At 43.2% G+C, this 25,544-nt stretch carries 25 protein-coding genes; 9 read left to right on the top strand and 16 right to left on the bottom strand.

Features of this window, described 5'->3' with window-relative positions; all coding sequences use genetic code 11:
- Positions 1-26: 26 nt before the first annotated feature.
- The 4 genes from LKO28_RS10285 (at position 27) to LKO28_RS10270 (ending at position 4,340) form a co-directional block, all read left to right on the top strand.
- Positions 27-626, top strand: a complete 600-nt coding sequence (locus LKO28_RS10285) for a hypothetical protein (protein WP_227694731.1) — start codon at positions 27-29, stop codon at positions 624-626.
- Between the two features lie 48 nt (positions 627-674).
- Positions 675-2,414, top strand: coding sequence for a phospho-sugar mutase (locus LKO28_RS10280; protein WP_227694730.1), 1,740 nt, complete (start codon positions 675-677; stop codon positions 2,412-2,414).
- Positions 2,414-2,956, top strand: a complete 543-nt coding sequence (locus LKO28_RS10275; protein WP_227694729.1) for an NUDIX hydrolase — start codon at positions 2,414-2,416, stop codon at positions 2,954-2,956. The genes LKO28_RS10280 and LKO28_RS10275 overlap by 1 nt, the downstream gene beginning before the upstream one ends.
- A 70-nt stretch (positions 2,957-3,026) precedes the next feature.
- Positions 3,027-4,340 (top strand): nicotinamide mononucleotide adenylyltransferase, encoded by a 1,314-nt coding sequence (locus tag LKO28_RS10270; protein WP_227694728.1) that lies wholly within the window; start codon positions 3,027-3,029, stop codon positions 4,338-4,340.
- Between the two features lie 101 nt (positions 4,341-4,441).
- Here LKO28_RS10270 and gcvP read toward each other — a convergent pair whose 3' ends face one another.
- The 8 genes from gcvP to rpmB form a co-directional block, all read right to left on the bottom strand.
- Positions 4,442-7,315, bottom strand: a complete 2,874-nt coding sequence (gene gcvP / locus LKO28_RS10265) for an aminomethyl-transferring glycine dehydrogenase (RefSeq protein WP_227694727.1) — start codon at positions 7,313-7,315, stop codon at positions 4,442-4,444.
- A 276-nt stretch (positions 7,316-7,591) separates the two neighbouring features.
- Positions 7,592-8,206: a Crp/Fnr family transcriptional regulator gene (locus LKO28_RS10260; protein ID WP_227694726.1), complete on the bottom strand. Its 615-nt coding sequence runs from the start codon at positions 8,204-8,206 to the stop codon at positions 7,592-7,594.
- Positions 8,207-8,214: 8 nt separating this feature from the next.
- Positions 8,215-9,804: a bacillithiol biosynthesis cysteine-adding enzyme BshC gene (bshC, locus tag LKO28_RS10255; RefSeq protein WP_227694725.1), complete on the bottom strand. Its 1,590-nt coding sequence runs from the start codon at positions 9,802-9,804 to the stop codon at positions 8,215-8,217.
- Positions 9,805-9,879: 75 nt separating this feature from the next.
- Positions 9,880-11,214, bottom strand: coding sequence for a 30S ribosomal protein S12 methylthiotransferase RimO (rimO, locus tag LKO28_RS10250; RefSeq protein ID WP_227694724.1), 1,335 nt, complete (start codon positions 11,212-11,214; stop codon positions 9,880-9,882).
- Positions 11,215-11,262: 48 nt separating this feature from the next.
- Entirely contained in the window at positions 11,263-12,225 is a 963-nt protein-coding gene (ftsY, locus tag LKO28_RS10245; RefSeq protein ID WP_227694723.1) for a signal recognition particle-docking protein FtsY, read from the bottom strand.
- Between the two features lie 111 nt (positions 12,226-12,336).
- The gene (locus tag LKO28_RS10240; protein ID WP_227694722.1) at positions 12,337-12,498 is read right to left on the bottom strand and encodes a DUF4295 domain-containing protein; all 162 of its coding nucleotides are present in this window, start codon (positions 12,496-12,498) and stop codon (positions 12,337-12,339) included.
- 39 nt (positions 12,499-12,537) lie between these two features.
- Positions 12,538-12,720, bottom strand: coding sequence for a 50S ribosomal protein L33 (gene rpmG / locus LKO28_RS10235; RefSeq protein WP_227694720.1), 183 nt, complete (start codon positions 12,718-12,720; stop codon positions 12,538-12,540).
- 71 nt (positions 12,721-12,791) lie between these two features.
- Entirely contained in the window at positions 12,792-13,025 is a 234-nt protein-coding gene (gene rpmB / locus LKO28_RS10230; RefSeq protein WP_227694928.1) for a 50S ribosomal protein L28, read from the bottom strand.
- A 177-nt stretch (positions 13,026-13,202) separates the two neighbouring features.
- Here rpmB and recO point away from each other — a divergent pair, with 177 nt between their 5' ends.
- Positions 13,203-13,928: a DNA repair protein RecO gene (gene recO / locus LKO28_RS10225; protein WP_227694718.1), complete on the top strand. Its 726-nt coding sequence runs from the start codon at positions 13,203-13,205 to the stop codon at positions 13,926-13,928.
- Between the two features lie 99 nt (positions 13,929-14,027).
- Here recO and LKO28_RS10220 read toward each other — a convergent pair whose 3' ends face one another.
- Positions 14,028-14,219 (bottom strand): cold-shock protein, encoded by a 192-nt coding sequence (locus tag LKO28_RS10220; RefSeq protein ID WP_093364840.1) that lies wholly within the window; start codon positions 14,217-14,219, stop codon positions 14,028-14,030.
- Positions 14,220-14,427: 208 nt separating this feature from the next.
- On the opposite strand from LKO28_RS10220, the gene LKO28_RS10215 reads away from it, so the two are divergent.
- The 4 genes from LKO28_RS10215 to gcvT all read left to right on the top strand — a co-directional run bounded on the left by LKO28_RS10215 (position 14,428) and on the right by gcvT (position 17,665).
- A complete protein-coding gene (locus tag LKO28_RS10215; RefSeq protein ID WP_227694716.1) occupies positions 14,428-15,156 on the top strand; it encodes an SIMPL domain-containing protein in 729 nt (242 codons plus the stop codon).
- A gap of 331 nt (positions 15,157-15,487) precedes the next feature.
- The gene (locus LKO28_RS10210; RefSeq protein WP_227694714.1) at positions 15,488-15,859 is read left to right on the top strand and encodes a DUF4359 domain-containing protein; all 372 of its coding nucleotides are present in this window, start codon (positions 15,488-15,490) and stop codon (positions 15,857-15,859) included.
- The gene (locus LKO28_RS10205; protein ID WP_227694712.1) at positions 15,859-16,545 is read left to right on the top strand and encodes a pseudouridine synthase; all 687 of its coding nucleotides are present in this window, start codon (positions 15,859-15,861) and stop codon (positions 16,543-16,545) included. The genes LKO28_RS10210 and LKO28_RS10205 overlap by 1 nt, the downstream gene beginning before the upstream one ends.
- A 37-nt stretch (positions 16,546-16,582) precedes the next feature.
- Positions 16,583-17,665, top strand: coding sequence for a glycine cleavage system aminomethyltransferase GcvT (gene gcvT, locus LKO28_RS10200; protein WP_227694711.1), 1,083 nt, complete (start codon positions 16,583-16,585; stop codon positions 17,663-17,665).
- A gap of 42 nt (positions 17,666-17,707) precedes the next feature.
- Here gcvT and LKO28_RS10195 read toward each other — a convergent pair whose 3' ends face one another.
- The 7 genes from LKO28_RS10195 to secA form a co-directional block, all read right to left on the bottom strand.
- Positions 17,708-17,920, bottom strand: coding sequence for a DUF6358 family protein (locus tag LKO28_RS10195; RefSeq protein WP_227694709.1), 213 nt, complete (start codon positions 17,918-17,920; stop codon positions 17,708-17,710).
- A 19-nt stretch (positions 17,921-17,939) separates the two neighbouring features.
- The gene (locus LKO28_RS10190; RefSeq protein ID WP_227694707.1) at positions 17,940-19,364 is read right to left on the bottom strand and encodes a Glu/Leu/Phe/Val family dehydrogenase; all 1,425 of its coding nucleotides are present in this window, start codon (positions 19,362-19,364) and stop codon (positions 17,940-17,942) included.
- 143 nt (positions 19,365-19,507) lie between these two features.
- Positions 19,508-19,822: a rhodanese-like domain-containing protein gene (locus LKO28_RS10185; protein WP_227694706.1), complete on the bottom strand. Its 315-nt coding sequence runs from the start codon at positions 19,820-19,822 to the stop codon at positions 19,508-19,510.
- A 95-nt stretch (positions 19,823-19,917) separates the two neighbouring features.
- On the bottom strand, positions 19,918-20,415 hold the full coding sequence (locus LKO28_RS10180) for a GNAT family N-acetyltransferase (protein ID WP_227694704.1): 498 nt from the start codon (positions 20,413-20,415) through the stop codon (positions 19,918-19,920).
- Positions 20,412-21,599: a M20 family metallopeptidase gene (locus tag LKO28_RS10175; protein ID WP_227694702.1), complete on the bottom strand. Its 1,188-nt coding sequence runs from the start codon at positions 21,597-21,599 to the stop codon at positions 20,412-20,414. The genes LKO28_RS10180 and LKO28_RS10175 overlap by 4 nt, the downstream gene beginning before the upstream one ends.
- 17 nt (positions 21,600-21,616) lie before the next feature.
- Positions 21,617-22,069, bottom strand: coding sequence for an SPOR domain-containing protein (locus LKO28_RS10170; RefSeq protein WP_227694700.1), 453 nt, complete (start codon positions 22,067-22,069; stop codon positions 21,617-21,619).
- Between the two features lie 13 nt (positions 22,070-22,082).
- Entirely contained in the window at positions 22,083-25,388 is a 3,306-nt protein-coding gene (gene secA / locus LKO28_RS10165) for a preprotein translocase subunit SecA (protein ID WP_227694699.1), read from the bottom strand.
- Positions 25,389-25,544: the final 156 nt, after the last annotated feature.

The raw sequence follows: 25,544 nt of genomic DNA, 5'->3' as shown, positions 1-25,544 counted from the left end.
GAATTTTATTTTTTTTATGTTTCGGTATGCTGTTAATAGCAGCATGTACCTCCTCAAATAAAAAAACCGAAGAAACCAAAAGCACCACCGACACCGCGTCAACGACGCTAATTCCCGCGTACACCCAAGGTCTAGATGAAGTGATTACCGGCTTTACCAATGCGTATTTGCTCCGGAATCAAACAAAAATAAATACCTTTATCCACCCTGATTTAGGACTGTATGTTATTTATCGCCCCGGAGCGGCTGATACCTATCAAAAAATAGATCACCTGGATTTCGACAACCCTACTCCCGAGCATTTTCCCTATACCACGTTTGAGCACAATTACATACTTCGCTTCGAGAAACTACCTGTTTTTGATTGCGGAAAAGAAAAATGGGATAAGCGGGGTTTCTTTTGTGACACCACGACACAAGCAAACCAATTGACCTCGATCGCCACGTTTGACCGGGAATTTAATGGCGTAAGCGCGCGGGAAGTAGAGGAAGTCCGTCAGATAGAAAAAAATACCTATCGCGTCATCTTGACACAAAACGAAAACCTGATTTTCCATGTGAAGAAATACCGTGATAAATGGTATGTCATTGTACTCGATCGGGCGTATGGTTGGTGCGACGCCTAAGGAATATTTTTTTAAGCATAACCTTTATATTTTGAATATTTTTACCACATGAATAATATAGACATCGAAACGAAAAATCGTATTCAGCAATGGCTGGGTGCAGAATATGATGATGATACAGTTGCACAGGTGCAAAAACTTGTCGACCATAAGGAAGAAACGGAACTGCTGGACGCTTTTTACAAAGAGCTTGAGTTTGGAACAGGTGGCTTGCGCGGTATCATGGGGGTAGGATCGAACCGAATTAACAAATATACTATCGGGAAAGCCACTCAGGGACTCAGCAACTATTTGAAAAAACAATTTCCGGACCAGGCCATTCGTGTGGCGGTAAGTTACGACTGTCGAAATAACTCGCAGGAGTTGGGTCATCTGGTGGCGGATGTGTTCTCTGCAAACGGGATTCATGTCTACCTATTTAAAGAGCTCCGCCCTACGCCGATGCTATCTTTTGCTGTCCGGCACTTCAACTGCCAAGGTGGCGTTATGTTGACCGCTTCCCATAACCCGAAAGAATACAACGGCTATAAAGCCTATTGGAATGACGGCGGACAACTTGTAGCTCCCCACGATAAAAATGTTATCCAGGAAGTAAACGCCATACAATCGGTAACCGAAATTAAATTTAAACGGGACAATAACTATATCACCCTGGTAGGAGAAGAGTTCGACAACTTGTATATCGAAGCAAATAAAAAATTGCGTATACATCCCGAAGCAGTGGAAGCTCAAAAAGATCTTAAAATTGTCTTTTCTCCTATACATGGAACCGGTATCATCGTCCCTAAGATGCTTGCAGCTTGGGGCTTTACAAATGTTCAGGTTGTAGAAGAACAGATCCAATCAGACGGAAACTTCCCAACTGTAGTCTATCCCAACCCGGAGGAAGAAGAGGCGATGACCATGGCCAAACAAAAAGGACAGGCCATAGACGCTGATATTGTTATGGCGACCGATCCCGACGCAGATCGGGTAGGCTTAGCCGTGAAGAACCATAAGGGTGAAATGCAGCTCCTAAACGGCAACCAAATCGGCAGCTTACTTATTTATTATGTCTTATCTTCTAAAAAAGCCAAAGGTGAGCTGCGCGACAATGATTTTATCGTAAAAACCATAGTAACGTCCAACCTGATGACGGACATCGGTGAAGCGTTCGGTGTAAAACATTATGAAACGCTGACGGGCTTCAAATTCATTGGCGAAGTCATGACAAAGTTAGAAGGAAAGGAAAATTACCTCGTCGGTGGTGAAGAAAGTTATGGTTTTCTTGTCGGTGACCTGGTTCGTGATAAAGACGCCGTAAACGCTTGCGCCTTCATTGCTGAGATGGCGGCGTATTTCAAAACCTTAGGGAAAACAGTTTTTGATGTGCTGTTGGAGCTTTATCGCGAGCATGGGTTTTATCAAGAAAAACTTATTTCGCTTACCAAGAAAGGAAAAGCTGGTGCGGAAGAGATCAAACAGATGATGGCCGCACTAAGAGCTGATCCCCCACAATCCTTGGGCGGTGTAAAGGTTAAGGAAATTCGTGACTATGCTACTGGTGTAGCACATATATTGGCCGATGAGAAAAGCACAGCCATCGATTTACCCAAATCGGACGTGCTTCAGTTTATTACTGTAGATGGCGATGTCATCTCTGCAAGGCCATCGGGCACCGAACCGAAAATTAAGTTTTATTGTTCCGTAAAAGAGGAGCTGGCATCTAGCGATGGGTATGAACACGTTCTGGCAAAGCTGGAAGACAAGGTTAAAAATATCATGGCAGATATCGTAAAGGATTCATAATGGAGAAATGGACTTTATTAGATTCAAAATATATTATCCAACGCCCATGGGCTACGTTACGTGTAGATAAGCTACAATTGCCCAATGGCAATATAAAAGATGAATATTATGTTTTAGAGTATCCCACCTGGGTCAATATGGTTGCGTTTACCGAAGACAATGAGTTGCTTTTTGTACGCCAGTACCGACATGGATCCGGCGAAATTATGGTCGAGCTCCCGGCAGGGGTTGTTGAGGAAGGCGAAGATCCTGCGGAAGCCGCCAGGCGCGAATTACTTGAAGAAACCGGTTACTCTTTTACATCGATAGCGTATGTTTGTACGTTGTATGCTAATCCAGCAACAAGCGGAAATTTAACCTACACGTATGTTTTACGCGGGGGCAAAAAAGTTCAAGAACAACAACTGGATAGCTCGGAAGATATCGAAGTCGTCATTATGGGAATAGAGGAAGCTAAACAGTTTCTATTCGACAATAAGATAGGCCAAGCCTTACATGCCTCAGCGCTTTTTTATTCTTTTCAAAAATTGGGTTTGCTCTAGCAAAACCCAATTTTATATTGCGCTCGACCGCTACACCGAATAATCAACAAGAGTTTCGTACCTTTGCTATATGGCAAGAGAGATTTTTGAAACCAAGCGAAAAGCATTAAAAATTAACCTCAATCCCCATATTTATGGCACCTTTGCGGAGATCGGCGCCGGACAAGAGGTTGCCCGTAACTTTTTTGGTGCCGGAGCAGCATCCGGAACCATCGCAAAAACGATGTCGGCTTACGACATGGCGTTTAGCGATGCCATCTATGGCGTGGAAGAGTCCGGCCGTTACGTGAGTCGTACCCGAGTCAAGAAGATGCTCACCCATGAATTCAATTTATTAACCGAGCGTTTACACGGCGAAAAATATAAATCAAAGACTTTCTTTGCGTTTGCCAATACGGTAACTACGCTCAACTTCACCAAGACAAACGACCCTCATGGGTGGATCGGAATACGTTTTCAGCATGAGGTCGATGGCCCCGTCAACGATATCATTATTCATGTCCGCTTATTAGATAGTGATGCTCGCTTACAGAGCAAAGTGTTGGGTATTTTGGGTGTCAATCTTATTTTCGCAGCATATTATTACGCGGATGATCCTCAAACCATGATTGAATCTTTGGTAGATAATTTATCTATCGGATCGGTAGAAATTGATTTGGTAAAGGTCTCCGGCCCCATCTTCGAACAGGCCAATGAAAGGCTTCTTAATCTTTATCTTATTGCTAAAGGTTTCGCGCAGGCAGCTATTTTCAAGCCCGATGCACATCCTGCACAGATTAAGGATTATCTGTATAGAAAGAACATCATTATTTTACGTACTAAATACCGACAAAAATCCAACCCCAACTTTGACCTCTTCAACCTTGCTGTAGAACAGTTCAAAAAAAATACCGGAGCAACCGCAAAGGATACGGTCGTTTTAATTGAAGTATTGATGGGCAACGTCCTTGATGAAGAAAACCGGATTACGACGGAGGATCTCACCTATTTTGCAGAGCGAGCGGAATACCTTTGCTCCACCGGAAACAACATTATGGTTTCAAACTTCCGCCGCAACAATCATTTAGCCGAATTTATTCAGACGTTTAAGCCAAAACATGTAGGTATAGCTACCAATACATCCAATCTGAAGAATATTTTCAATACCGACAATTACAACAAGGATGTGTATACCAACGAATTATTAGCATACATTTCGGGAATGTTCAGCAAAGACGTGAAACTGTATGCATACCCTTATCTTGATAAGAAATCCAATCAAATCATTACATCGCGCAACATGCCCGTCGCAGAAGAGGCTAAGCCATTATTTGATTTCTTAGTAAAGAATAAATACATCGTCGATATCGAGAAATACGATGAGAAATACGTAAAAACGGTATAGCCCCGCAGACGACTCTACGTATTTTTTAAGTATAGCGTACAAAAAATAAAAAACTCCTGCCATTATAAAAAAGCAGGAGTTCAAAAAAATATTACATCTCTTTATGCTTCCGCATACGCTTCAATGGGCGGGCAAGAACATATCAACGTCCTATCTCCCTGCGATTCGTTTACCCGACCTATAGCTGGCCAGAATTTATGCGTTTTTACATACGGAAGCGGATAAGCGGCAGTTTGCCGACTGTAGGGCCTATCCCATACATCCGCAGAAACAACCTCGGCCGTGTGCGGCGCATGTTTCAACACATTTTCTTTCTGATCCACTTCACCGGCTTCTACCGCAGCGATTTCCGCGCGGATAGCGATCAAGGCTTCACAAAAACGATCCAGCTCTGCTTGAGATTCGGATTCCGTGGGTTCTACCATCAATGTACCCGCTACCGGGAAAGATACCGTAGGTGCATGGAAACCATAGTCCATTAAACGTTTCGCGATATCTCCCACTTCAATTCCTACACTTTTAAATGACCTGCAGTCCAATATCATTTCGTGCGCACAACGGCCATTCGCTCCTGCATACAATACTGGATAATGATTTTCCAAGCGTGCCTTAATATAATTCGCATTTAAGATAGCGGTCTTCGTGGCGTCTGTTAGTCCGTCACCCCCCATCATCGCAATGTATGCATACGAAATCGTTAAGATAGACGCTGAACCGAAAGGTGCCGCCGATACCGCGGAAATGCCTTGTTCGCCCGAGATCGCTACAATCTCATGATTGGGCAAGAAAGGAACTAAGTGCGTTGCCACACCAATGGGTCCCATACCTGGCCCACCACCCCCGTGCGGGATACAAAATGTCTTATGCAAGTTCAAGTGACAAACATCTGCGCCGATAAAACCCGGACTAGTCAGCCCGACCTGCGCATTCATATTCGCACCATCCATATATACCTGTCCACCGTGTTGGTGAATAATGTCGCATATTTCTATAATCGACTCCTCGAAAACCCCATGCGTTGACGGGTAGGTAACCATTAAAGAGTTCAGGCTTGCTGCATGTTCCGCCGCCTTTTCACGAAGATCGGCTACATCGATATTACCATATTCATCACATTTAACCACCACCACTTTTAAACCGGCCATAGATGCGGAGGCCGGGTTCGTTCCATGTGCCGAAGCAGGTATGAGGCACACATCCCGATGGCTATCGCCACGGCTTTCATGATATGCTCGAATCACCATCAAGCCCGCGTACTCACCCTGCGCGCCTGAATTCGGTTGAAAAGACATCTTTGCGAAGCCCGTAATTTCAGACAACCATTCGTTTAACTCATTGATGAGCTGCATGTAGCCGGAGGTTTGATCCGCGGGCGCAAACGGATGCAGGCCGCCGAAATGCGACCAAGTCAAGGGAAGCATCTCCGTCGTTGCATTGAGCTTCATCGTACAAGAGCCCAAAGGGATCATGGAATGGCACAATGAAAGATCTTTGGCTTCCAGAGATTTAATATAACGCAGCATTTCACTCTCCGAGTGATAACTGTTAAAAATCGGGTGAGTAAGATAAGTGGAAGCACGTACCGCTTCAGAAGGAATAGACTGTCCTAATTGATTTACGAAATCACGCAGCTCCACATCATTCGCCGATTTGCCTTTAATTTTCGCAAAAACTTTTACGATGCATTCCACATCTTCAAAAGTGGTCGTCTCATCCAGGGAAATACCGACAATACCGTCTTGGTAAAAGAAATTCAGCTCGTTGTTAAGCGCTTCCGCTTTCAATGCCCCGACCTGATCACCAACCACAATTCGTAGTGTATCAAAATACGTCCTGTTGGTTTGTTCGTAACCAAGCTCCTGCACGGCCCTGTCTAATAGCTTTGTTAAGTCATTAATACGGGTCGCTATATCCTTTATCCCTTGGGGACCATGATAAACCGCGTAGAAAGAAGCCATGATGGCCAATAAAGCTTGTGCGGTACAAATATTGGAAGATGCCTTATCCCGGCGGATATGTTGTTCACGTGTCTGCAAAGCCATACGCAAAGCATAATTACCGTTAGCATCGGAAGTAACACCAATAATGCGCCCCGGAATATTACGTTTATAAGTCTCTTTGGTCGCAAAAAAAGCAGCATGCGGTCCGCCGAAACCCATCGGTACACCAAAACGCTGCGAATTACCGACCACGACATCTGCTCCCCACTCTCCCGGAGGCGTTAGCAACGCTAGCGACATTAAGTCGGCTATAGCACATATCGTAATGTCTTTATCGTGAGCTGCAGCTGTAAAACCGGCATAATCGCTGATCGTACCATCAGCGGCAGGATATTGAACAAGTGCCGCAAATATATCTTCCGTCAGGTTTTTTTCTTCCAGATCAGCCACAAGAATTTCTACACCAAATGGAACTGCTCTCGTTTGGAGCACATCTAATGTCTGAGGATAAATATTAGGGGTTACCAGAAACACATTGGCTGATTTGTTTTTACGCGCACTGTAAAGCATAAACATTGCTTCCGCAGCCGCGGTAGCCTCGTCCAGTAACGAAGCATTCGCAATTTCTAATCCCGTTAAATCGGCTACCGCTGTCTGGAAATTTAACAGGGCTTGTAAACGTCCCTGCGCTATCTCGGCTTGATAAGGTGTATATTGCGTATACCATCCTGGATTTTCCAATACATTGCGTTGAATGACAGCCGGAACAGTCACATCATAATAACCTTGTCCGATGTAGGATTTAAAAACCTTATTTTTATCTGCAATACGCTGGATTTTGGCTAAATAAGCTTGTTCGCTTAAGGCCTTCGGCAAAGCTAACGGCTTTGTCAACCTGATCTGCCCAGGCACGGTCTGCTCAATAAGTTGGTCTAAGGATTCTACCCCTAGATAGTTTAACATCTCCTCCACCTCTCGCGGACTCGGGCCATTGTGGCGATCCTGAAATTTTTCTTGATAAAATACGTTACTCATGTGCGCTTGACTTTTGCGTAGTATCGTTCTATATCAGCTTATTAAGCCTTTTTTTAAAAGATACGTTCCTCTACTTTTGAGACTGCAAAGATACATATTTTATCAACGATTTAATAGGAGAGCAAGGCTATAAAACGCCCCATCATTTGATGGTTTTACACCATTGTTTTTATCTGCCTAAGATTATTTGAAGAACATTAAAATAAAACTCCTTTCCTTTTATAATCATTAAATTTTGGACAGGATTTTTGCAAATAATGTATTTCTAAGGAAGTGTCATTCTTTCTTTTTGTTCCCCGCCTCCATTAACAATTCGCGGCGCACCCGGCTCAGGCTTTCGGGTGTGATACCTAGATAAGAGGCGATCATCCATTGTGGTACACGTTGCAGCAGACTAGGGTACATCTCCATAAACATCAAATAACGCTCTTTCGCAGTCATGGCTAAAAGCGAATTTATACGCTGCTGCTGCATATAAATGTTTCGCTGCAGGGAGTTTTCCATAAAACAGGCAAACGCATTACTTTGCAGAGAAGCTTTCTCCATAAATTCCTGTTGGATAAAGACGATGAGTGACGGCTCTATTGCTTTGATATAAAAATCTGCAGGCTTATTAAAATATTGGCTAGCACGATCCGATACAATCCAGTTTTCGGGTGCAAATTGCAAAATATGCTCGCCCCCTTTTTCATCTAAAGAGAAAGACTGCAACAAACCCGATTCGACAAAAAACGTGTACCGGCTCACTTCTCCCTCCCGCAGCAAGTACTGATGATGGGCCACTTCCTTAAAGGAAAAATACGGCTCTAATTCTTCAAAGACTTCGTCCGAAAGCTCCGCCTTTTCCACATAATACCTATAAAAATTACTATCTCGCCAATTACGTTCCATAGCAACAATCAATATAAAATGGTAAATTTAAAATCCAGCGGATTGAAGTGTTTTTCCAAATCCCGAACAAGGTCGTCGCCATGCTTCAGATACAAAGCGGCAAAGTTTTCTGTCCGTTCCTGCAGCCCTCCATTGGGGAATAACCGATCCTTCACCCGTTCTATTTGTATCAGCGCATCTTCGTGATTATGCTTATCGGCTTTCAGCAATTTCTTTTCTAAATTATTAATGGCCTTCTTCAAGCGTGCTTTGACCGCATCCGTACTCGGGCCCAAACTCGGATCAATCTTATGTGCCCTCAACTTGATCTTGCCGAAGATAGCATTAAATTCCATCCATTCATCCCGTAAATTCAGACGATGCTTCGTCTGCCTACGCACATAATCATTCTTTAATACGTCCGTCGATTTAAATATGCTTTTGAAGGTCAGATCTAAGCGGAAAATTTTCCCGGCTATTTGATCATCGGTAATCATGGCGGAATTCCGCGGAACGAGAATAGGAAACGGAATTTGATAATGATCGAAATTGGCCTTCAGTTGCAGCCAATATACCATTTCGGCGCCACCGCCGATATAGGCCAGATTCGGCAAAATAAGTTCTTGATACAAAGGCCGCATGACTACGTTTGGGCTAAAACGTTCGGGGTGCTGCACGATCTCTGCCCGCAGTTCCTCTTCCGAAAAATAAAGGTTGCGGTGCAATACTTCGAAACGGCCGTCTTCTGTACGCACAATGCGCTCGCGAAATTCATCCGTCAGATAAAAAAAGTTGATCTCTCGCGCGTGCACTTGGGTCTCAAAACCCAATCGCTGCAGACTTTCAGACGTCGCTTCAATCGTCTTAAAACTATGTTGCTCAAAAATATCCTGCGTGATAATAGGTGCAAAAACGCTTTTCAAGTCTATGTTATCCGCATCCACGATCAGCAACCCATAGGATTTGAACAATTCGTTCACCATATAACGCGTAGCTGTCGCTAGTGATCGGTTTTGCAGATAAGCCTCTTCCACAATGGCTTTTAATTTTTCCGCATTAGCGGATATCCCGAACGTACCGCAATAATGTTTTACGGCATCGGCGATATCTTGTGTAGACATCCTGCCCGTAGCCGAGACAGCCGGCGTATCCCATATGATCTTCTTTCCAAAAACCTTTGTGTGATTAATTTCCGCAAAATCATGGTCCTCTGTAGCCATCCAATAGACCGGCACAAAGTTGTAGTCGGGATAGGCCTTCTTTAGATCCTGTGCCAAGCGTATGGCGGTGACTATCTTGAAAATAAAATAAAGTGGGCCGGTGAATATATTAAGTTGATGGCCAGTCGTAACCGTAAAAGTCTTATTGTCGGCTAACAACCTGAGGTTAGCATCGACTTGGGGTGCATCTGCTAAGAGGGAGCCATACTGTTCCTGGAGGGCGGCAACCAATAACTTTCTGTGCGGGAAATCTGCCTTGCCAGTGATTTGTTCTTCGAATCCCGCTAACGTCGGTCGTTGTCCGTAAAAAGGAGCCAACTGTTCATCGTTGGCCAGATAAGCTAACAGCGTCGGCGAAAAACTACCCGTATCACTATAATCAATATATGTTGCTTTCATCTAACTCTTTCGTATCGTATGGTATTTATACGGATTGAGCCGACAATTTACATATTTTCCCCTACAAATTGATGGCTATTTGATCACCTTTCCGTAAAGGTCAAAATCTTCTGCCCGCTCAACCTCTACTTGTACGAAGTCACCTATGCGCGCATAATCCGTTTTGGCATCTAGTACCACCTCGTTATCCACCTCCGGCGAATCGTATTCTGTACGCCCAATAAAATAATCACCATCTAAACGATCCACTAACACCTTAAAGGTCTGCCCGATTTTAGTTTGATTAATTTCATAGGAGATCCCCTGCTGTATCTCCATAATCTGTTCCACACGCGCTTCCTTCTCCCCCTGGGGTACATCATCCACCAAAGTGTGTGCATGCGTCTTTTCCTCGTGGGAGTATGTAAAACAACCCAAACGATCGAATCGTGTTTCTTCTACCCATTCCAACATTTCGTTGAAATCCTGCTCCGTTTCACCCGGATAGCCGCATATCAGCGTTGTGCGTAAAGCGATATCCGGCACTTTGTCCCGAATCTGCTTCACCAGATCAACTTGCTTTTGTTTAGTTGTTCCCCGTCGCATCGATTTGAGCATAGGGTCGGATATATGCTGTAAAGGCATATCCAAATAATTGCAGATATTGGAACGCTCATTCATCGCATCCAGAATATCCATGGGAAAGCCTGACGGATATGCATACTGTAAGCGGATCCATTCTATACCATCTACATCCGACAAATGACGTAACAAATCCGCCAAATTACGTTTACCGTAAATATCCAGTCCGTAGTACGTTAAATCCTGTGCAATAAGTATGAGTTCTTTTGTCCCATTGGATGCCAAAAACTTTGCCTCTTTTACTAAGTCTTCGACCGATTTAGAGACGTGCTTTCCGCGCATCAAGGGGATAGCACAAAATGAGCAAGGGCGGTTACAGCCCTCAGCGATTTTAAAATAAGAAAAATGGGAAGGTGTAGATAAGAGGCGTTCGCCCAGTAGTTCGTGTCGGTAATCTGCACCTATCGTCGTTAGTAATTCCGGAAGATCATTTGTTCCGAAATAAGCATCCACATTCGAAATTTCCGATTGAAGTTCGGGCTTATAACGTTCCGATAAACATCCGGTCACGATAACTTTATTAACCCTTCCTTCTTCCTTTAAAGCCGAATATTGTAAAATGGTATCGATCGATTCTTGCTTCGCGTTGTCAATAAATCCGCACGTATTAATCACCACGATATCATTTGCCTGTATATTGGAAGCCTCGTGTACTACTTCCATCTGGTTACCCTTCAGCTGCCCCATTAACACCTCTGAGTCGTGTATATTCTTAGAGCACCCCAACGTCACGACATTCACCCTCGGCTTGCTCACCGTCGGAGCAACCTTTCTATTTTTTGTTCTCATTTATCTTTTTTATGATTCCACGACCTCATGGCGTTTGTGGGCACCAAATCACTTAAACAACGAATCGACGAAATCCTTTTTATTAAAAAGCTGTAAATCGCCAATTTTCTCCCCTACCCCTATGTATTTGACTGGAATCTTAAACTGATCGGAAATACCGATAACCACCCCACCTTTCGCTGTGCCATCCAATTTCGTTAATGCCAAAGCATTCACATCGGTAGCCTGTGTAAACTGTGTAGCCTGTTCGATCGCATTTTGTCCAGTCGAAGCATCCAATACCAGCAATATTTCGTGGGGCGCTCCCGGAACGACCTTCTGCATCACATTTTTGATTTTGGTCAACTCATTCATCAGACCAACTTTATTGTGCAAACGCCCGGCCGTATCAATAATAGCGACATCATCCCCATTGGCGACCGCAGACTTAACGGTATCGAACGCTACCGAAGCTGGATCCGAACCCATAGGTTGCGCCACCACCCGAACATCAACCCGTTCGCCCCATAACTTGATCTGATCTACAGCCGCTGCCCGGAAAGTATCCGCCGCCCCCAAAACGACCTTATTACCCGCCTCTTTTAGTTGATGGGCCAACTTACCAATCGTCGTCGTCTTTCCTACCCCGTTGACACCCACCACCATAATCACATAGGGCTTATGTGTTCCATACTCAAATGTTTCGAAATCGTTGCTGTTATTCTCCGCTAACAGCGTCTGGATTTCTTCTTTAAGCAAGCGATTCAGGTCGTCCGTACCCACATATTTATCGCGGGCAACACGCTTTTGAATACGGTCAACAATCTTCAGGGTGGTTGTTACCCCCACGTCCGACATCACCAGCACCTCTTCGAGATTATCTAAAACTTCGTCATCGATCGTGGATTTACCGACAACAGCTTTGGTTATTTTGGATAAGAAACCTTCCTTCGTTTTTTCAAGTCCCTTATCTAAAGCTTCTTGTGCCTCTACCGTTTCCTGCTTCTTTTTAAAAAAATCAAATAATCCCATGGATAAAAAAGTAAAAGGTAAATATACTAAAAAAGCCCTTTCGGTAAATACCAAAACGGCTTATCTTGTCTTTTAAAGAAAACTTTAAAAAAGGTACAGCTGTTGCGCAACTTATTTTGTAGCTTCTGCTACAAACTCTTTCACCTTGTCATTGTGAACCATACCTTCTTTAAAGGTATAAGCTCCCGTTTTGGCAGACTTAGTAGTTACGACAACCTTAGTAAATTCCTTACCGCCTCCTTTTTGTAACGATGCAACCGATTTCTTTGCCATTGTCTTATATTTTTAAGAGAGCAAACGCTCTACAGTTAATTACTTAATTTCTTTGTGAACAGTTACTTTTCTAAGCACAGGATTGAATTTTTTCAATTCCAAACGCTCTGTCGTGTTTTTCTTGTTCTTTGTGGTGATATAGCGAGACATTCCCGGAAGACCACTTTGTTTGTGCTCAGTACACTCTAATATAACTTGTACTCTATTTCCCTTTTTTGCCATTGTTTTACTTTATTTGATCCGCCAGATGACGGACAGATTTCATGAATATTTTTGATAACAGGCGGTAACGACTAAATAGATCCTTTTTTGATAAATTGATCGATTACTGCTGTAATTCCTTTTTTGTTAATCGTTTTGATTGCTGAAGTAGAAACCTTTAGCGTAATCCAACGATCCTCTTCTGGGATATAAAAACGCTTAGTTTGTAAATTCGGATAAAATTTACGTTTCGTTTTAACGTTTGAGTGTGAAACGTTATTCCCTGTTAATGCCGCCTTGCCTGTTAAATCACAAATTCTTGACATGATATTGATTTTTAGTATTATTTCTCCAATCGCTCTTTTCACAAAGAGTTTGCAAATATCTATATTTCTTTTGGGAATTGCAAACAATGAAATAATAATTTTAAAAGTTTTCCACAATCCACAATTCCTTTTCAAGACGAGTCCCTTTTCCTTTTGTATATTTGTTTGCGAATATCTATGCTTTATAAGACACAAGGAATAGCCCTCAAAACGACAAACTATGCAGACAATAGCATAGTCGTCCATATTTTTACGGACATGTTTGGCATGCAAGCATATCTTATAAACGGAGCCCGGAAACCCAAAGCACGAATTCCCGGAAACCTCTTTCAGCCCTTACACCTACTCGATCTAGTCGTCTACCACAAAGAAAGTAACGGACTTCAACGCATCAAAGAAGCCCGCCCCCGTCCCGTCTTAAAAGAAATACCGATGGATATCACCCGGGGAGCGATAGCCTTATTTCTTAACGAAATATTATACAAAGTACTTCGTGGCCAATCGCCCGACAGTTTTCTGTTTAATTTTATCCAACAATCCGTCATATGGCTGGACGAGACCGATAAACCCTTGCCAAATTTTCATCTAGTTTTTTTAATTAAACTAAGCCGGTTTTTCGGCTTTTTACCTTTGTATCATCCACAGCAACAATATCCGTATTTTAATCTTATTGAGGGCGTATTCAGCAATAATCTTCCGGCACATAGCCATGTACTACAGGAGCCACACACGGCCATTTTCGTCCAGTTGCTACAAACAGATTTCGAAGCATCACACCGCATCAAGATGCATCGGAACGAACGGAAATACTTATTAGAAAAAATCTTGGAGTTTTATCGGCTACACACGGAAAACTTTGGTCAAGTAAATTCCCTGTATATCTTGGAAGAGCTATTTAATTAAATATACGACGAATGGTTTGGCTTGCTTTTTTCCCCTAAAAAAAGAAGCTGCTCCCTTTTAAGAAACAGCCCTTCACAATAAATATATTTGAAATCTAAATTAGATAAGCTTTACATTTACCGCATTAAGACCTTTACGGCCTTGTTCTACTTCGTAAGATACATGATCGTTCTCACGAACTTTGTCTACTAATCCTGACACGTGAACAAAAATTTCGCTCTCGCCAGAGTTAGGGATAATGAAACCGAAACCTTTGGTTTCATTAAAGAATTTTACTACGCCTTCTTGCATTATTGTAATGTATTATTATGTATTATTTCTAAAGGTATAAATTAATTTTTAATGTATCTTTATTTATTTTCAATTTTAAACGAAAAGCTCTCCGTTTTGTCAAACAATACGTCTGCTATTTTGTACTAGTAGCAGTTAAAAATAAAACCGGGTGCAAGGGACTCATTTACAACCTTGAACTCTTACACGTATTAAATAATTTATAACGATGAAAAAAATAATCGGTTTAATGTTGGTCATCTGTACCCTGTCTTTAGCGAAGGCACAAACGAATAATTTCGAGTCCAGCCGGAAAGTCTCCACCAGAGGGTACGCAGAAAGAGAAGTAACTCCTGATATCGTTTACATTTCTATTTCCTTAAGAGAGTATTTTGTAGATGGCAACACCAAAAAGAAAGTAGATATCGAAACATTGGAAAAACAACTTTATGATGCGGCGCTTTCTATTGGTGTTAAAAAAGAAGACTTTAACATCCAGAATATCTACAGTTATAATTATGATAGCTCCAAGAAAAAAGAAAACAAACAATTACTCCAAGCCAAACAATATCGAATAAAAGTATCCAATCTCAACGGATTGAACAACATGTTGGATCAGGTAGATCCTAAAGGCCTGCAAAGCACTTCCATAAATGGCTACGATCATTCCCAAAAGCGTCAGATTGAAAAAGAACTGAAAATCGCAGCCGTACAGGATGCTCGCACCAATGCAGAGATCATTGCTACTGCTACCGGAGATAAGATCGGGAAAGCCCTCGCCATCAATGATAACAGTTCATTTGGCTGGAATGATATAGTGCCCACTCCACGTATGTATGCCATGGCCGCAAAAACAGCCTCCAGTGAAGCCGATACAACCGGTACAGGGAGCCTCGACATCAATGTGCGCCCGATAAAGCTTACCTGCAATATCGATGGTATCTTCGAGTTATTATAAAGTTTTTTGTTGAATCCTTATTGGATAGTACAAAAAAGAAATTTCTACATACTCAAAAAAATAGGCGGCATTTAAGGTTAAGGAAGGGATCGTGCAATCGCGGACAAAACGCGATCATTGATTGATTGCAATTCAGCGAACTAAAACGGCCTAGCATCGTTCCGCAGCTAGCTTTACGCAGGATATTCCGAAAAAACAAAATACTGTTTGAGCGTTAGTGAGTTTATTTCGTTTAGGAATAGGCAAGGAAAAGTAGTGAAACTATGCGAGCCTTGACTTTTTTGTTTCTTTTTTTGTTAAGAAAAAAAGAAAAGAGAATTTTGTATCCAATATGAGCAAAACAAGAATATTCGCAATAAGCATGATTGTACTCATGCTTATCGCTTTCTTCAGTAACCCCAAACAGGAGCAACACGAAAAGATAGTCAGGGAAAAAGCCGTTGTACTTCTTAAACAGCAGGCAGGTAAGCAAAACGAACAAGTCGTCGATTTTGGTATTCAGCTTTTTGGTAATACGTTAATCGACCAATTCATGCAAAACCATGTAAAGGTTGAGAACTACTATCTTTTTTCCCTCACGAAAATCCGTATAGGACATGAAGAAAGCACAATCGGCGGCGGAGCTTTTCGCATTGTCTGGCTTAGCCCCAAGATCGACGAAAAAGCTGCTGAGATAGCCAGAATGATAAAAGAAGGCCTATAATGCTGGATATTCTATACGAAGATCAGGACTTGATCGCGATTAATAAACCACATGGTTTGTTGGTACATCGTTCCGCCATTGCTGCAGACGCTTCCGAATTCGCTTTACAACTCCTGCGCGATCAGTTACAACAAACGGTATACCCAGCCCATCGTCTAGATCGCAAGACCGGGGGCGTCCTACTTTTCTCGCGCAACAAAGAGATGGACTCGCTCAGCCAGCAATTGTTTGCGGATAAAAAAGTTACGAAAATATATTGGACGATCGTACGGGGCTACACCGACGACAGCGGCAGCATCGATTATCCACTTCGCAAAGAAAATGGCACATTGCAAGACGCCGTTACCCATTATCGCACCTTATCGCGCAGCGAAATTGCTATTCCCTCGGGAAAATATGCTACCTCTCGCTATTCCCTAGTAGAAGTAAAACCAGAAACCGGCAGAATGCATCAGATCCGTAAACATATGGCTCACATCTTTCACCCCATCCTCGCCGATCGGCCCTATGGTTGTAATAAACAAAACAAACTGTGGAAAGAACAGTTCGCTATGGATACCATGATGCTCCATGCAGCAACGCTGATTTTTGAACATCCGCGTTCGCAACAAACCGTCACCATCCAAGCACCCTTATTACCAGAATTTATCCGCGTACAAAAGATTTTGGGCTTATTTTGCATATAAAAATAATTTATTTAGGTTTGAAAAAAGTAAAATTATCATGATAAAAAACATCGCGTTAGTCGAGCAACATGTGGCTCTTGGGGCTAAAATGGTTCCATTCGCAGGATTCAACATGCCCGTCCAATATTCCGGGATCAACGATGAACACGAAACCGTACGCAAAGGAGTAGGCGTTTTCGATGTGAGCCATATGGGCGAATTTATCCTGAAAGGGGATAAAGCGATGGATCTCATCCAAAAGATATCTTCTAATGACGTTTCTAAATTATACGACGGAAAAATACAATACGCCTACATGCCCAACAAAACTGGGGGTATTGTAGACGATTTTTTAACATACCGCATTGACGAACAGACCTATTTATTAGTCGTTAATGCATCCAACATCGAAAAAGACTGGAACTGGATCAGCCAATACAACGATTACGGCGTAGACATGAAGGACATTTCCGACAAAACTTCGTTGTTTGCCGTGCAAGGCCCCAAAGCATCCGAGGCCCTACAATCGCTGACGGATATCGCATTAACTGAGATGCCGTATTACACGTTCAAAAAAGGTACATTTGCCGGTGTAGATAACGTATTGGTGTCGGCAACCGGATATACCGGAGCTGGTGGTTTCGAGATTTATGTAGCCAATGAGCATGCACAAGAAGTGTGGGATGCCATTTTTCAAGCCGGCGAACCTTATGGTATCAAACCTATCGGCCTCGGTGCCCGTGATACCTTGCGCTTAGAAATGGGATTCTGTTTATATGGGAACGACATCGACGAAAACACCTCTCCGTTTGCTGCCGGACTGGGCTGGGTTACCAAATTCACGAGCGATTTTGTAAACTGCAAGCAACTCCAAGCAGAGAAAGAACGCGGGGTTTTGGAGAAGTTAGTTGCTTTTGAGATGTTGGAACGTGGAATACCCCGTCAACATTATGAAATTATGGATGCGGAGGGTAAGAAAATTGGTCAGGTAACCTCCGGCACCCAATCCCCGACATTGAAAAAATCTATCGGGTTAGGCTATGTGAACAAAGATTTTGCTAAAGAGGGTACCGAAATTTATATTACTATCCGTAATCAGGCTGTAAAAGCCGTCATCGTGAAACCTCCTTTTGTAAAATAAATACCCTTAAAATTTAAAAATAGAGGCGCAGTATCGGCGCCTCTATTTTTTTTTCTTCGGTTGCTGCGTTCCTTCCCGGACACTCTTTTTCACAATCTTCAATAAGACCGTTTTCAGGTAGATGAGCACCACCAACAGGGCGATAGAGATAAATAAGAAAAGATGGTTTCCGGATTGGAAAGACATAATGCCACTGTATACTAAAAATGCAATAGCAAGATTCAATACAATATTTAAGATAAAATATTTTGTCATCAAACAACCTTTGTATTAATTATGGGAAAATTCCCAATTCTTCGTATGCTACACCGATTTTCTCGATAGCACATAGAAAAGCCGCAGTCCGTAAATTGGAAACACCTTCGCGATGTACATAAATATCCCGAATCTCGCGGTACGCGCCGATCATCGTATCTTCTAGTCCGGAATGCACCAAGTCGATTTCGTCCGGTCCACGTAAAATCGTTTTTCGTTCTAGATCCGAAACACGTTTTCCAGTGGTCGATTCGATAATATCGATGAGCTCCTTGTACATATTTTCACTAAAACGCTTTTCTAAACGTCCGTAACGTACGTGGCTCAGGTTCTTTAACCATTCGAAATACGAAACAGTTACCCCTCCGGCGTTAAGATAGATATCTGGGATAACCAACACCCCTTTTTGATTCAAAATCTCATCTGCATCCGCCGTCAAAGGACCATTTGCCGCCTCTCCAATAATTTTCGCTTGTATACGGTCTGCATTATCTTTATGGATAACACTTTCCAATGCTGCCGGAATAAGAATATCACAAGCTTGCTCCAATCCTTCCGCGGGATCCGAAAAATTGATTGCTCCCGGGAAATTAAGGATACCGCCTGTTGTTTTACGGTGCGCCTGTACTTGATCCACATCTAATCCATTCTCATTGTAGATCGCTCCGTCGAATTCAATAAGTCCGACCAATTTAGCACCAGCCTCCTGAAAATATTTTGCGGCGTGGTACCCCACGTTTCCGAGTCCCTGAACAATGATGCGTTTGCCCGCGAGCCCTTCGGTGAGACCGATTTTCTCCATATCCTCGCGAATAGAAACCGCTTCACGAACGCCGAAAAACACACCCATGCCTGTCGCCTCTGTACGTCCACGAACCCCACCTTGTGATACTGGCTTACCCGTTACACATGCTTCCGCGTCAATGTCATGCGGATTAAGCGACGTGTACGTATCCATGATCCAACTCATTTCGCGGGCGCTCGTTCCGTAGTCCGGCGCCGGTACATCGATACCCGGACCAATAAAATTTTTCTTTACTAGCTCTGATGTATACCGACGGGTAATATTTTCTAATTCGAAATCCGTGTATTTCTTAGAATTAATTTTAATTCCGCCTTTAGCTCCACCGAACGGAACATTTACGATCGCACATTTATACGTCATCAGCGACGCTAAAGCCATCACCTCTTCCTGGTTGACCTCCAAGCTAAACCGAATTCCGCCTTTACAAGGCAACTTGTGGTGCGAATGCTGCACCCTATATGCTTCGATAACCTCAATGTCATTTCCCACCTTAACCGGAAAACGCACCCGAAGAATAGAGTTGCAAGCCTTAATCTGTTCTAAAATTCCGTGATCAAAGCGCGTTAACTTTGCTGCTTTATCGAAGTTGCGCTGAACACTTTCAAAAAAAGTGTCATTTTCTGAATTGTCTACTCCCATTATTAATATATTTCAAAATTAAAATGGAACTTATTGTTCCAAAATCGCGCAATATAGCAAACATTTGTATGTATTCACTTTTAAATCACTATTTCATAGCAATTTTACAAACAACACGACTTTAGATTGTATTTTTCATAAACCTAGTAGACATCCATTTCTGGATCGATTTCATCTTTCCAAGCCAGTATCCCACCTGTTAAATTAGCCAAATTATCAAAACCTTGCTGCTCCAACAACAACACAGCTTGCGCACTGCGCTTGCCGCTACGGCAGTGAATAATAACCGGCTTGTCCTTCGATACTTTGTCCGCCTCGATTACGATCCCACCTAACGGAATATTCAGACCATCTAGATTAGAAACTTCATATTCAAACGGCTCACGAACATCAATAAGTTGGAAATCCTCATTGCGTTCAATCATACCTTGGAGTTCTTCTACTGTAACTTCTTTCATAACTCTAACTTTATTTTCCTATCAAACTTACATAAATTCAGTTTTATGTGCAATAAAAATAAATTGCTTGTAGAAACGGGGAGAAGGAGGAGAAGTTATCGGATGGGACGCTGCATGATATAGTCATCGAGGATATATCCGTAATACGGAATATCGACCTCCGCAATCACCTCAAACCCCTGCTTGCGATAAAAATGGTAGGCATTATTACCTCGATTTACATTCAGCTCCACTACGGAAAAGCCTTGCGCCTTTGCATGATCTACAGCAAAATCGATTAGTTTTTTCCCTAAACCCAACCCTTGACTTCCGGCCAAAAGGTAGAGTTTTTCAATGCGCAAAGTATCCTTGTTCTTTTTCTGAAGGGCAATAAATCCAAGCGGTTGCCTATCTGGCTTCGTAAGAATATAAAATTCCTGCCCATCGGCCATTACCTGTTGAATAGCTTCCGGTGTATAATTTTTTTGGAGCATGAAATCGATTTGTGCCCCACTTAAAATACTTTGGTAGGTGGTATGGTATACGGCAGTTCCCAATTGCTGAACCAATGGGGCCGCCTGCGGTCCTACTTTTTGAATGCTGTACGCGTTCATTCCACGCCCAACTGCCGTAGTGTGATATACGACATCAGGCCTATACTTAATTTCAAGGCATTTTCGTCTACATCAAAAGTTGGGGTATGCACCGCCGATGAAATTCCAGCTGCCACATTTCCTGTTCCCAGTCGATAAAAACAGGCATTCGTTTCCTGCGAATAGTACGAGAAATCTTCCGCGGCAGGCCATATATCCAATTCCAACACATTTTCTGCACCCAGATACTCTACCGCAAAAGCCTGCGAAGAATTGGTTAATTTTTCTTCGTTAATCAGAGAAGGATAGCCTTTTCGCACCTCAAAATCACAGGTTGCGCCCATGCTTTCCGCGATGCCCGTAGCCAATTTCACCATTCTTTCATGCGCATCGATCCGCCACTTTTCGTCAAATGTCCGGAAAGTACCCGCTAACTTTACCTCGTCTGGAATAACATTGGTCGCGCCGTGACCCTCAATTTTACCCCACGATAAAACCGTCGGTATACGGGGATCAGCATAGCGACTGACAATTTGTTGCAGCGCAGTAATAATCTGTGCGGTAATAGCAATAGGATCGATATTGAGGTGTGGATGGGCTCCATGCCCCCCTTTTCCGCGCACGGTCATATATAGTTCATCGCTAGAAGCCATATATTTTCCCGTACGGAAACCCACTTTACCGACCTCGATAAATGGCATCACATGTTGACCGATAATACCTGTAGGAGTAGGATTTTCCAACACGCCCTCTTTAATCATAATGGAAGCTCCACCCGGTAAGCGCTCTTCGCCCGGTTGAAATATCAGTTTGATGGTACCACCAAATTCACTTTTTAAAGATTGTAATATGGCCGCAACACCTAATAACGAAGACGTATGCACATCATGTCCGCAAGCATGCATAATACCCGGATTTTTAGACCCATAGCTACGACCTTCCACTTCCTGTATCGGTAAGGCGTCCATATCTGCCCGCAAGGCCAATACTTTCGTTGAAGGTTTCGCTCCTTGTATAAGCCCGACCACCCCGGTGTCGGCCATCGCTTCATAAGCAATGCCTAACCGATCGAGTTGCTTTTTAACAAAAGTAGCGGTTTGGTATTCTTCAAAAGAAAGTTCCGGATGTTGATGTAAATAGCGTCTAAACCCTACCGTTTCTTCAAAAAAATCTGCTGCCAGTTGTGTTATCTTTTCCTTTAACATGGATCTGGTTTTCCTCGTTATTCATACGCCCAAACATCTTCCGTAAAGATGAAGACATTGTTATATTGGGAGCGTAGTTCACGCATAAAATTAGTCGCTTCTGCCCGGCTTCGAAAATCCCCTACCTTTACCCGGTAATTAGGCTCCGCATAAGTCACGTAAGCGCCAATCCCCTTATAGGAGCGTTCGAAACTAGCCTGTGCGGCATAGGCTGCGCTTCGGCTGGATCCCGAAAATATCTGTACCCGGAACCCGCGCACCTTTACTCTCTTCCCAGTTTTTGTGTCCGCTACCTTCGAACCCAAACTAACCATACGGGCAGTCGAGGGATTGATACCGTTCTCTGCTCTGAATTCCTGCAGCAGGTTAATCAGCGAATCCATCTCGACTTCCACGATTCCGGATTGTGCTTTACTGATCTGTGCAGTTCCTAGGAGTAAAAAACCAAATATCAATCCTTTGTATAGCATTTTCTATAAAATTTTAACTGTTTTTTCCGTGACAGTTTTTATATTTTTTTCCTGACCCGCAGGGGCATTCGTCGTTTCTGCCTGCCGTTTGTGCTTTGCGTATCGGTTGTGTCACCTGCTGTTCGCGCGTATCCTGATCTTCCTGTGAAACGCCCGTTGGAGAGGACAGTTCCGCTTTAGTTGCTTTAACCTGTGCAGGCTGCTGTTGTACCGGACGTGCCTCGCGAACGTTTTGTGGTTCCTGTTGCTGTCCCGGTATTTCTCCTTTAAATAAGAAACTTACAATCTCCTTGTTCATCGAAGCCAACATGCTTTTGAAAAGATTATAGGCTTCCATTTTATAAATAATAATCGGGTCCTTTTGTTCGTATACCGCATTCTGTACCGATTGCTTTAGATCATCCATTTCCCGGAGATGCTCTTTCCAAGCCTCGTCGATCAACGCTAAAACAATGCCTTTTTCAAACGATCTAAAGACATCTTTCCCCTCGGACGCTACTGCTTTTTGCAGATTCGTCGCAACTTGTATGCCACGAATACCATCTGTGAACGGTATAACAACATTTTCTATCATCGCTCCACGTTCTGCCAGCACGTTCGTTAACACCGGAAGTGTTTGCTCTGCTATATGTTTTGACTTATGCTGATAGTGCGTAAGCACCTGCTCAAAGAGTTTATCCGTTAAGATAGCCAAGCCGCTTTGTGCAAACTCCTCTTCGGTAATTTCCGGATTAACGGCAAACAGACGAATCACCTCAATTTGGAACTCTTCGTACGTTCCACCCTCTTTCGCTTCCGATACAATATCTTCCACCACGTCGTAGATCGTATTATTCAGATCCACGTCCAAACGCTCCCCAAACAAGGCGTTTTTTCGCTTGGTATAAATCACGGTACGCTGGGAGTTCATCACATCATCGTATTCCAGCAAGCGTTTACGAATACCAAAGTTATTCTCCTCTACTTTGCGTTGTGCTCTTTCGATCGATTTTGTCAGCATACTATGCTGCATCACTTCCCCTTCTTCCACACCCATTTTCACCATGATGTTGGAAATCCTTTCGGAGGCAAACAAACGCATGAGGTTATCTTCCAAAGACACAAAGAACTGGGACGATCCTGGATCTCCCTGACGGCCCGCCCGTCCGCGTAACTGACGGTCAACCCGGCGCGACTCATGTCTCTCCGTACCGATAATTGCTAAACCTCCAGCCTGGATAACTTCTTCTGTCAGCTTAATATCCGTACCCCGTCCTGCCATGTTGGTAGCAATTGTTACCTGCCCCGGCCGGCCCGCTTCCGCAACGATATCCGCTTCTTTTTGGTGAAGTTTCGCATTCAATACATTATGCTTGATCCCGCGCAATTTCAACATCCGGCTAAGCAATTCTGAAATTTCTACCGAAGTAGTACCCACAAGTACCGGTCTTCCCGCCTCGGTCAGCACCTGAATTTCTTGCGCTACGGCATTATATTTCTCTCTCGCAGTGCGGTAAATCAAATCCTGGCGATCATCCCGTTGGATCGGCCTATTGGTGGGGATTTCCACCACGTCCAACTTATAAATCTGCCAAAGTTCTCCCGCTTCTGTAGAGGCCGTACCCGTCATTCCAGACAGCTTATGGTACATCCGGAAATAATTCTGTAAAGTAATGGTTGCATACGTTTGCGTGGCATCCTCTACCTTCACATTTTCCTTGGCTTCAATCGCCTGGTGTAGACCATCCGAATAACGGCGTCCCTCCATGATACGACCCGTTTGTTCGTCCACAATCTTCACCTTACCTTCATCAACAATATACTGATCGTCAATTTCAAATAAGGTATACGCTTTAAGCAATTGATTTATCGAATGGATACGCTCGGATTTGATGGCGTAATCCCGTAGTAACTCTTCTTTTTTCTGTGCTTTTTCTTCTAAGGATATCTCTAGATTCTCGATATCGGCGATTTCGGAGCCCACATCCGGCATAATAAAGAAATTAGGATCCTCGCCCGAAGCGGTAATTAATTCGATCCCTTTTTCGCTCAGTTCTACCTGGTTGTTTTTTTCATCGATCACAAAAAACAGTTCGGCATCCACCTTGGGCATGTTACGGCTCTGTTCCGCCATATAGTGGTTTTCCACTTTTTGCAACAGCTGCCGGTGGTTACCTTCAGATAAGAATTTTATCAAAGCCTTATTTTTCGGCAAACCCCGATACGCACGTAACAAAGCCATGCCTCCACCTTCTACGTCCGTATCGCCATTTGCAATGGCTTTTTTCGCTTCGTTAAAAACCGTATTTACATAGGCTTTTTGCGCACTCACCAAACGTTCGATACGTGGTTTGAGCTGGTAAAACTCATGTTGGTCACCACGTGGGATAGGTCCAGAGATAATTAGCGGCGTCCGCGCGTCATCAATCAAAACGGAGTCAACCTCATCGATCATGGCAAAATGCAATTTGCGCTGCACCATAGAATCGGGTGTCTGCGTCATATTATCCCGCAAATAATCAAAACCAAACTCGTTATTTGTACCGTATACAATATCCGAAAGATATGCTTTTTTACGTTGCGGCGAATTTGGCTGATGTTTGTCGATACAATCTACACTCAATCCGTGGAACTCAAACAAAGGACCATTCCATTCCGAGTCACGGCGTGCGAGGTAATCGTTGACCGTCACAATATGTACGCCTTGTCCCGATAGCGCATTTAAGTAGGTCGGCAGAGTACCCACTAAAGTCTTACCCTCACCCGTGGACATCTCGGCAATCTTACCTTCATGCAAAACAATACCTCCAATAAGCTGTACATCGTAATGCACCATATTCCAGGTAACTTCCGTGCCAGCTGCCATCCAAGAGTTTTTCCAAATCGCTTTGTCACCTTCCACCACCACATTTGGTTTACGTGCCGCCAATTCTCGGTCGAAATCGGTAGCCGTAACTTCAATCTCTTTATTTTCTGTTAAACGGCGTGCTGTATCTTTTACCACTGCGAAAGCTTCGGGTAGGATTTCCAATAGTACCTCTTCGAGTTTTTTATCCCGATCCTTCGCTAGTTTATCGACTTTTTCGTAAAGTTCGGTTTTAGTCCCCATCTCCACATCATCCTGATCGGCTTCTGCTTTTAAAGAGGCTATTTCTTCGTCTATATCCGCTAAATATGCTTTGATTCGGTTCTTAAAATCGGTTGTTTTCACCCGCAGCTCATCGTGGCTTAACGCGGATAATTTTTCGTACTCGACTTTTATCTTATCGACAAGATGCTGAATAGACTTTATATCTCGTTCGGACTTACTGCCAAATAACTTACTTAAAAATTTTAACATAATATTTTCTTATCTCCGTATACCGCGTGCAATAATGAATCCAATACTATTTTGCAGACATTTTGGCACTAACCGGGCAAATTTAATTATTACATGTGATAACTAACAGGATTCCAGTTTATTTTTTTGTAACCAAGGACAAACCGCACCTGTGTC

Origin of the sequence: Sphingobacterium sp. FBM7-1, from assembly GCF_020687765.1 — a bacterium.
Lineage (GTDB): Bacteria > Bacteroidota > Bacteroidia > Sphingobacteriales > Sphingobacteriaceae > Sphingobacterium.
This window is presented reverse-complemented; position numbering and strand designations above follow the sequence as displayed.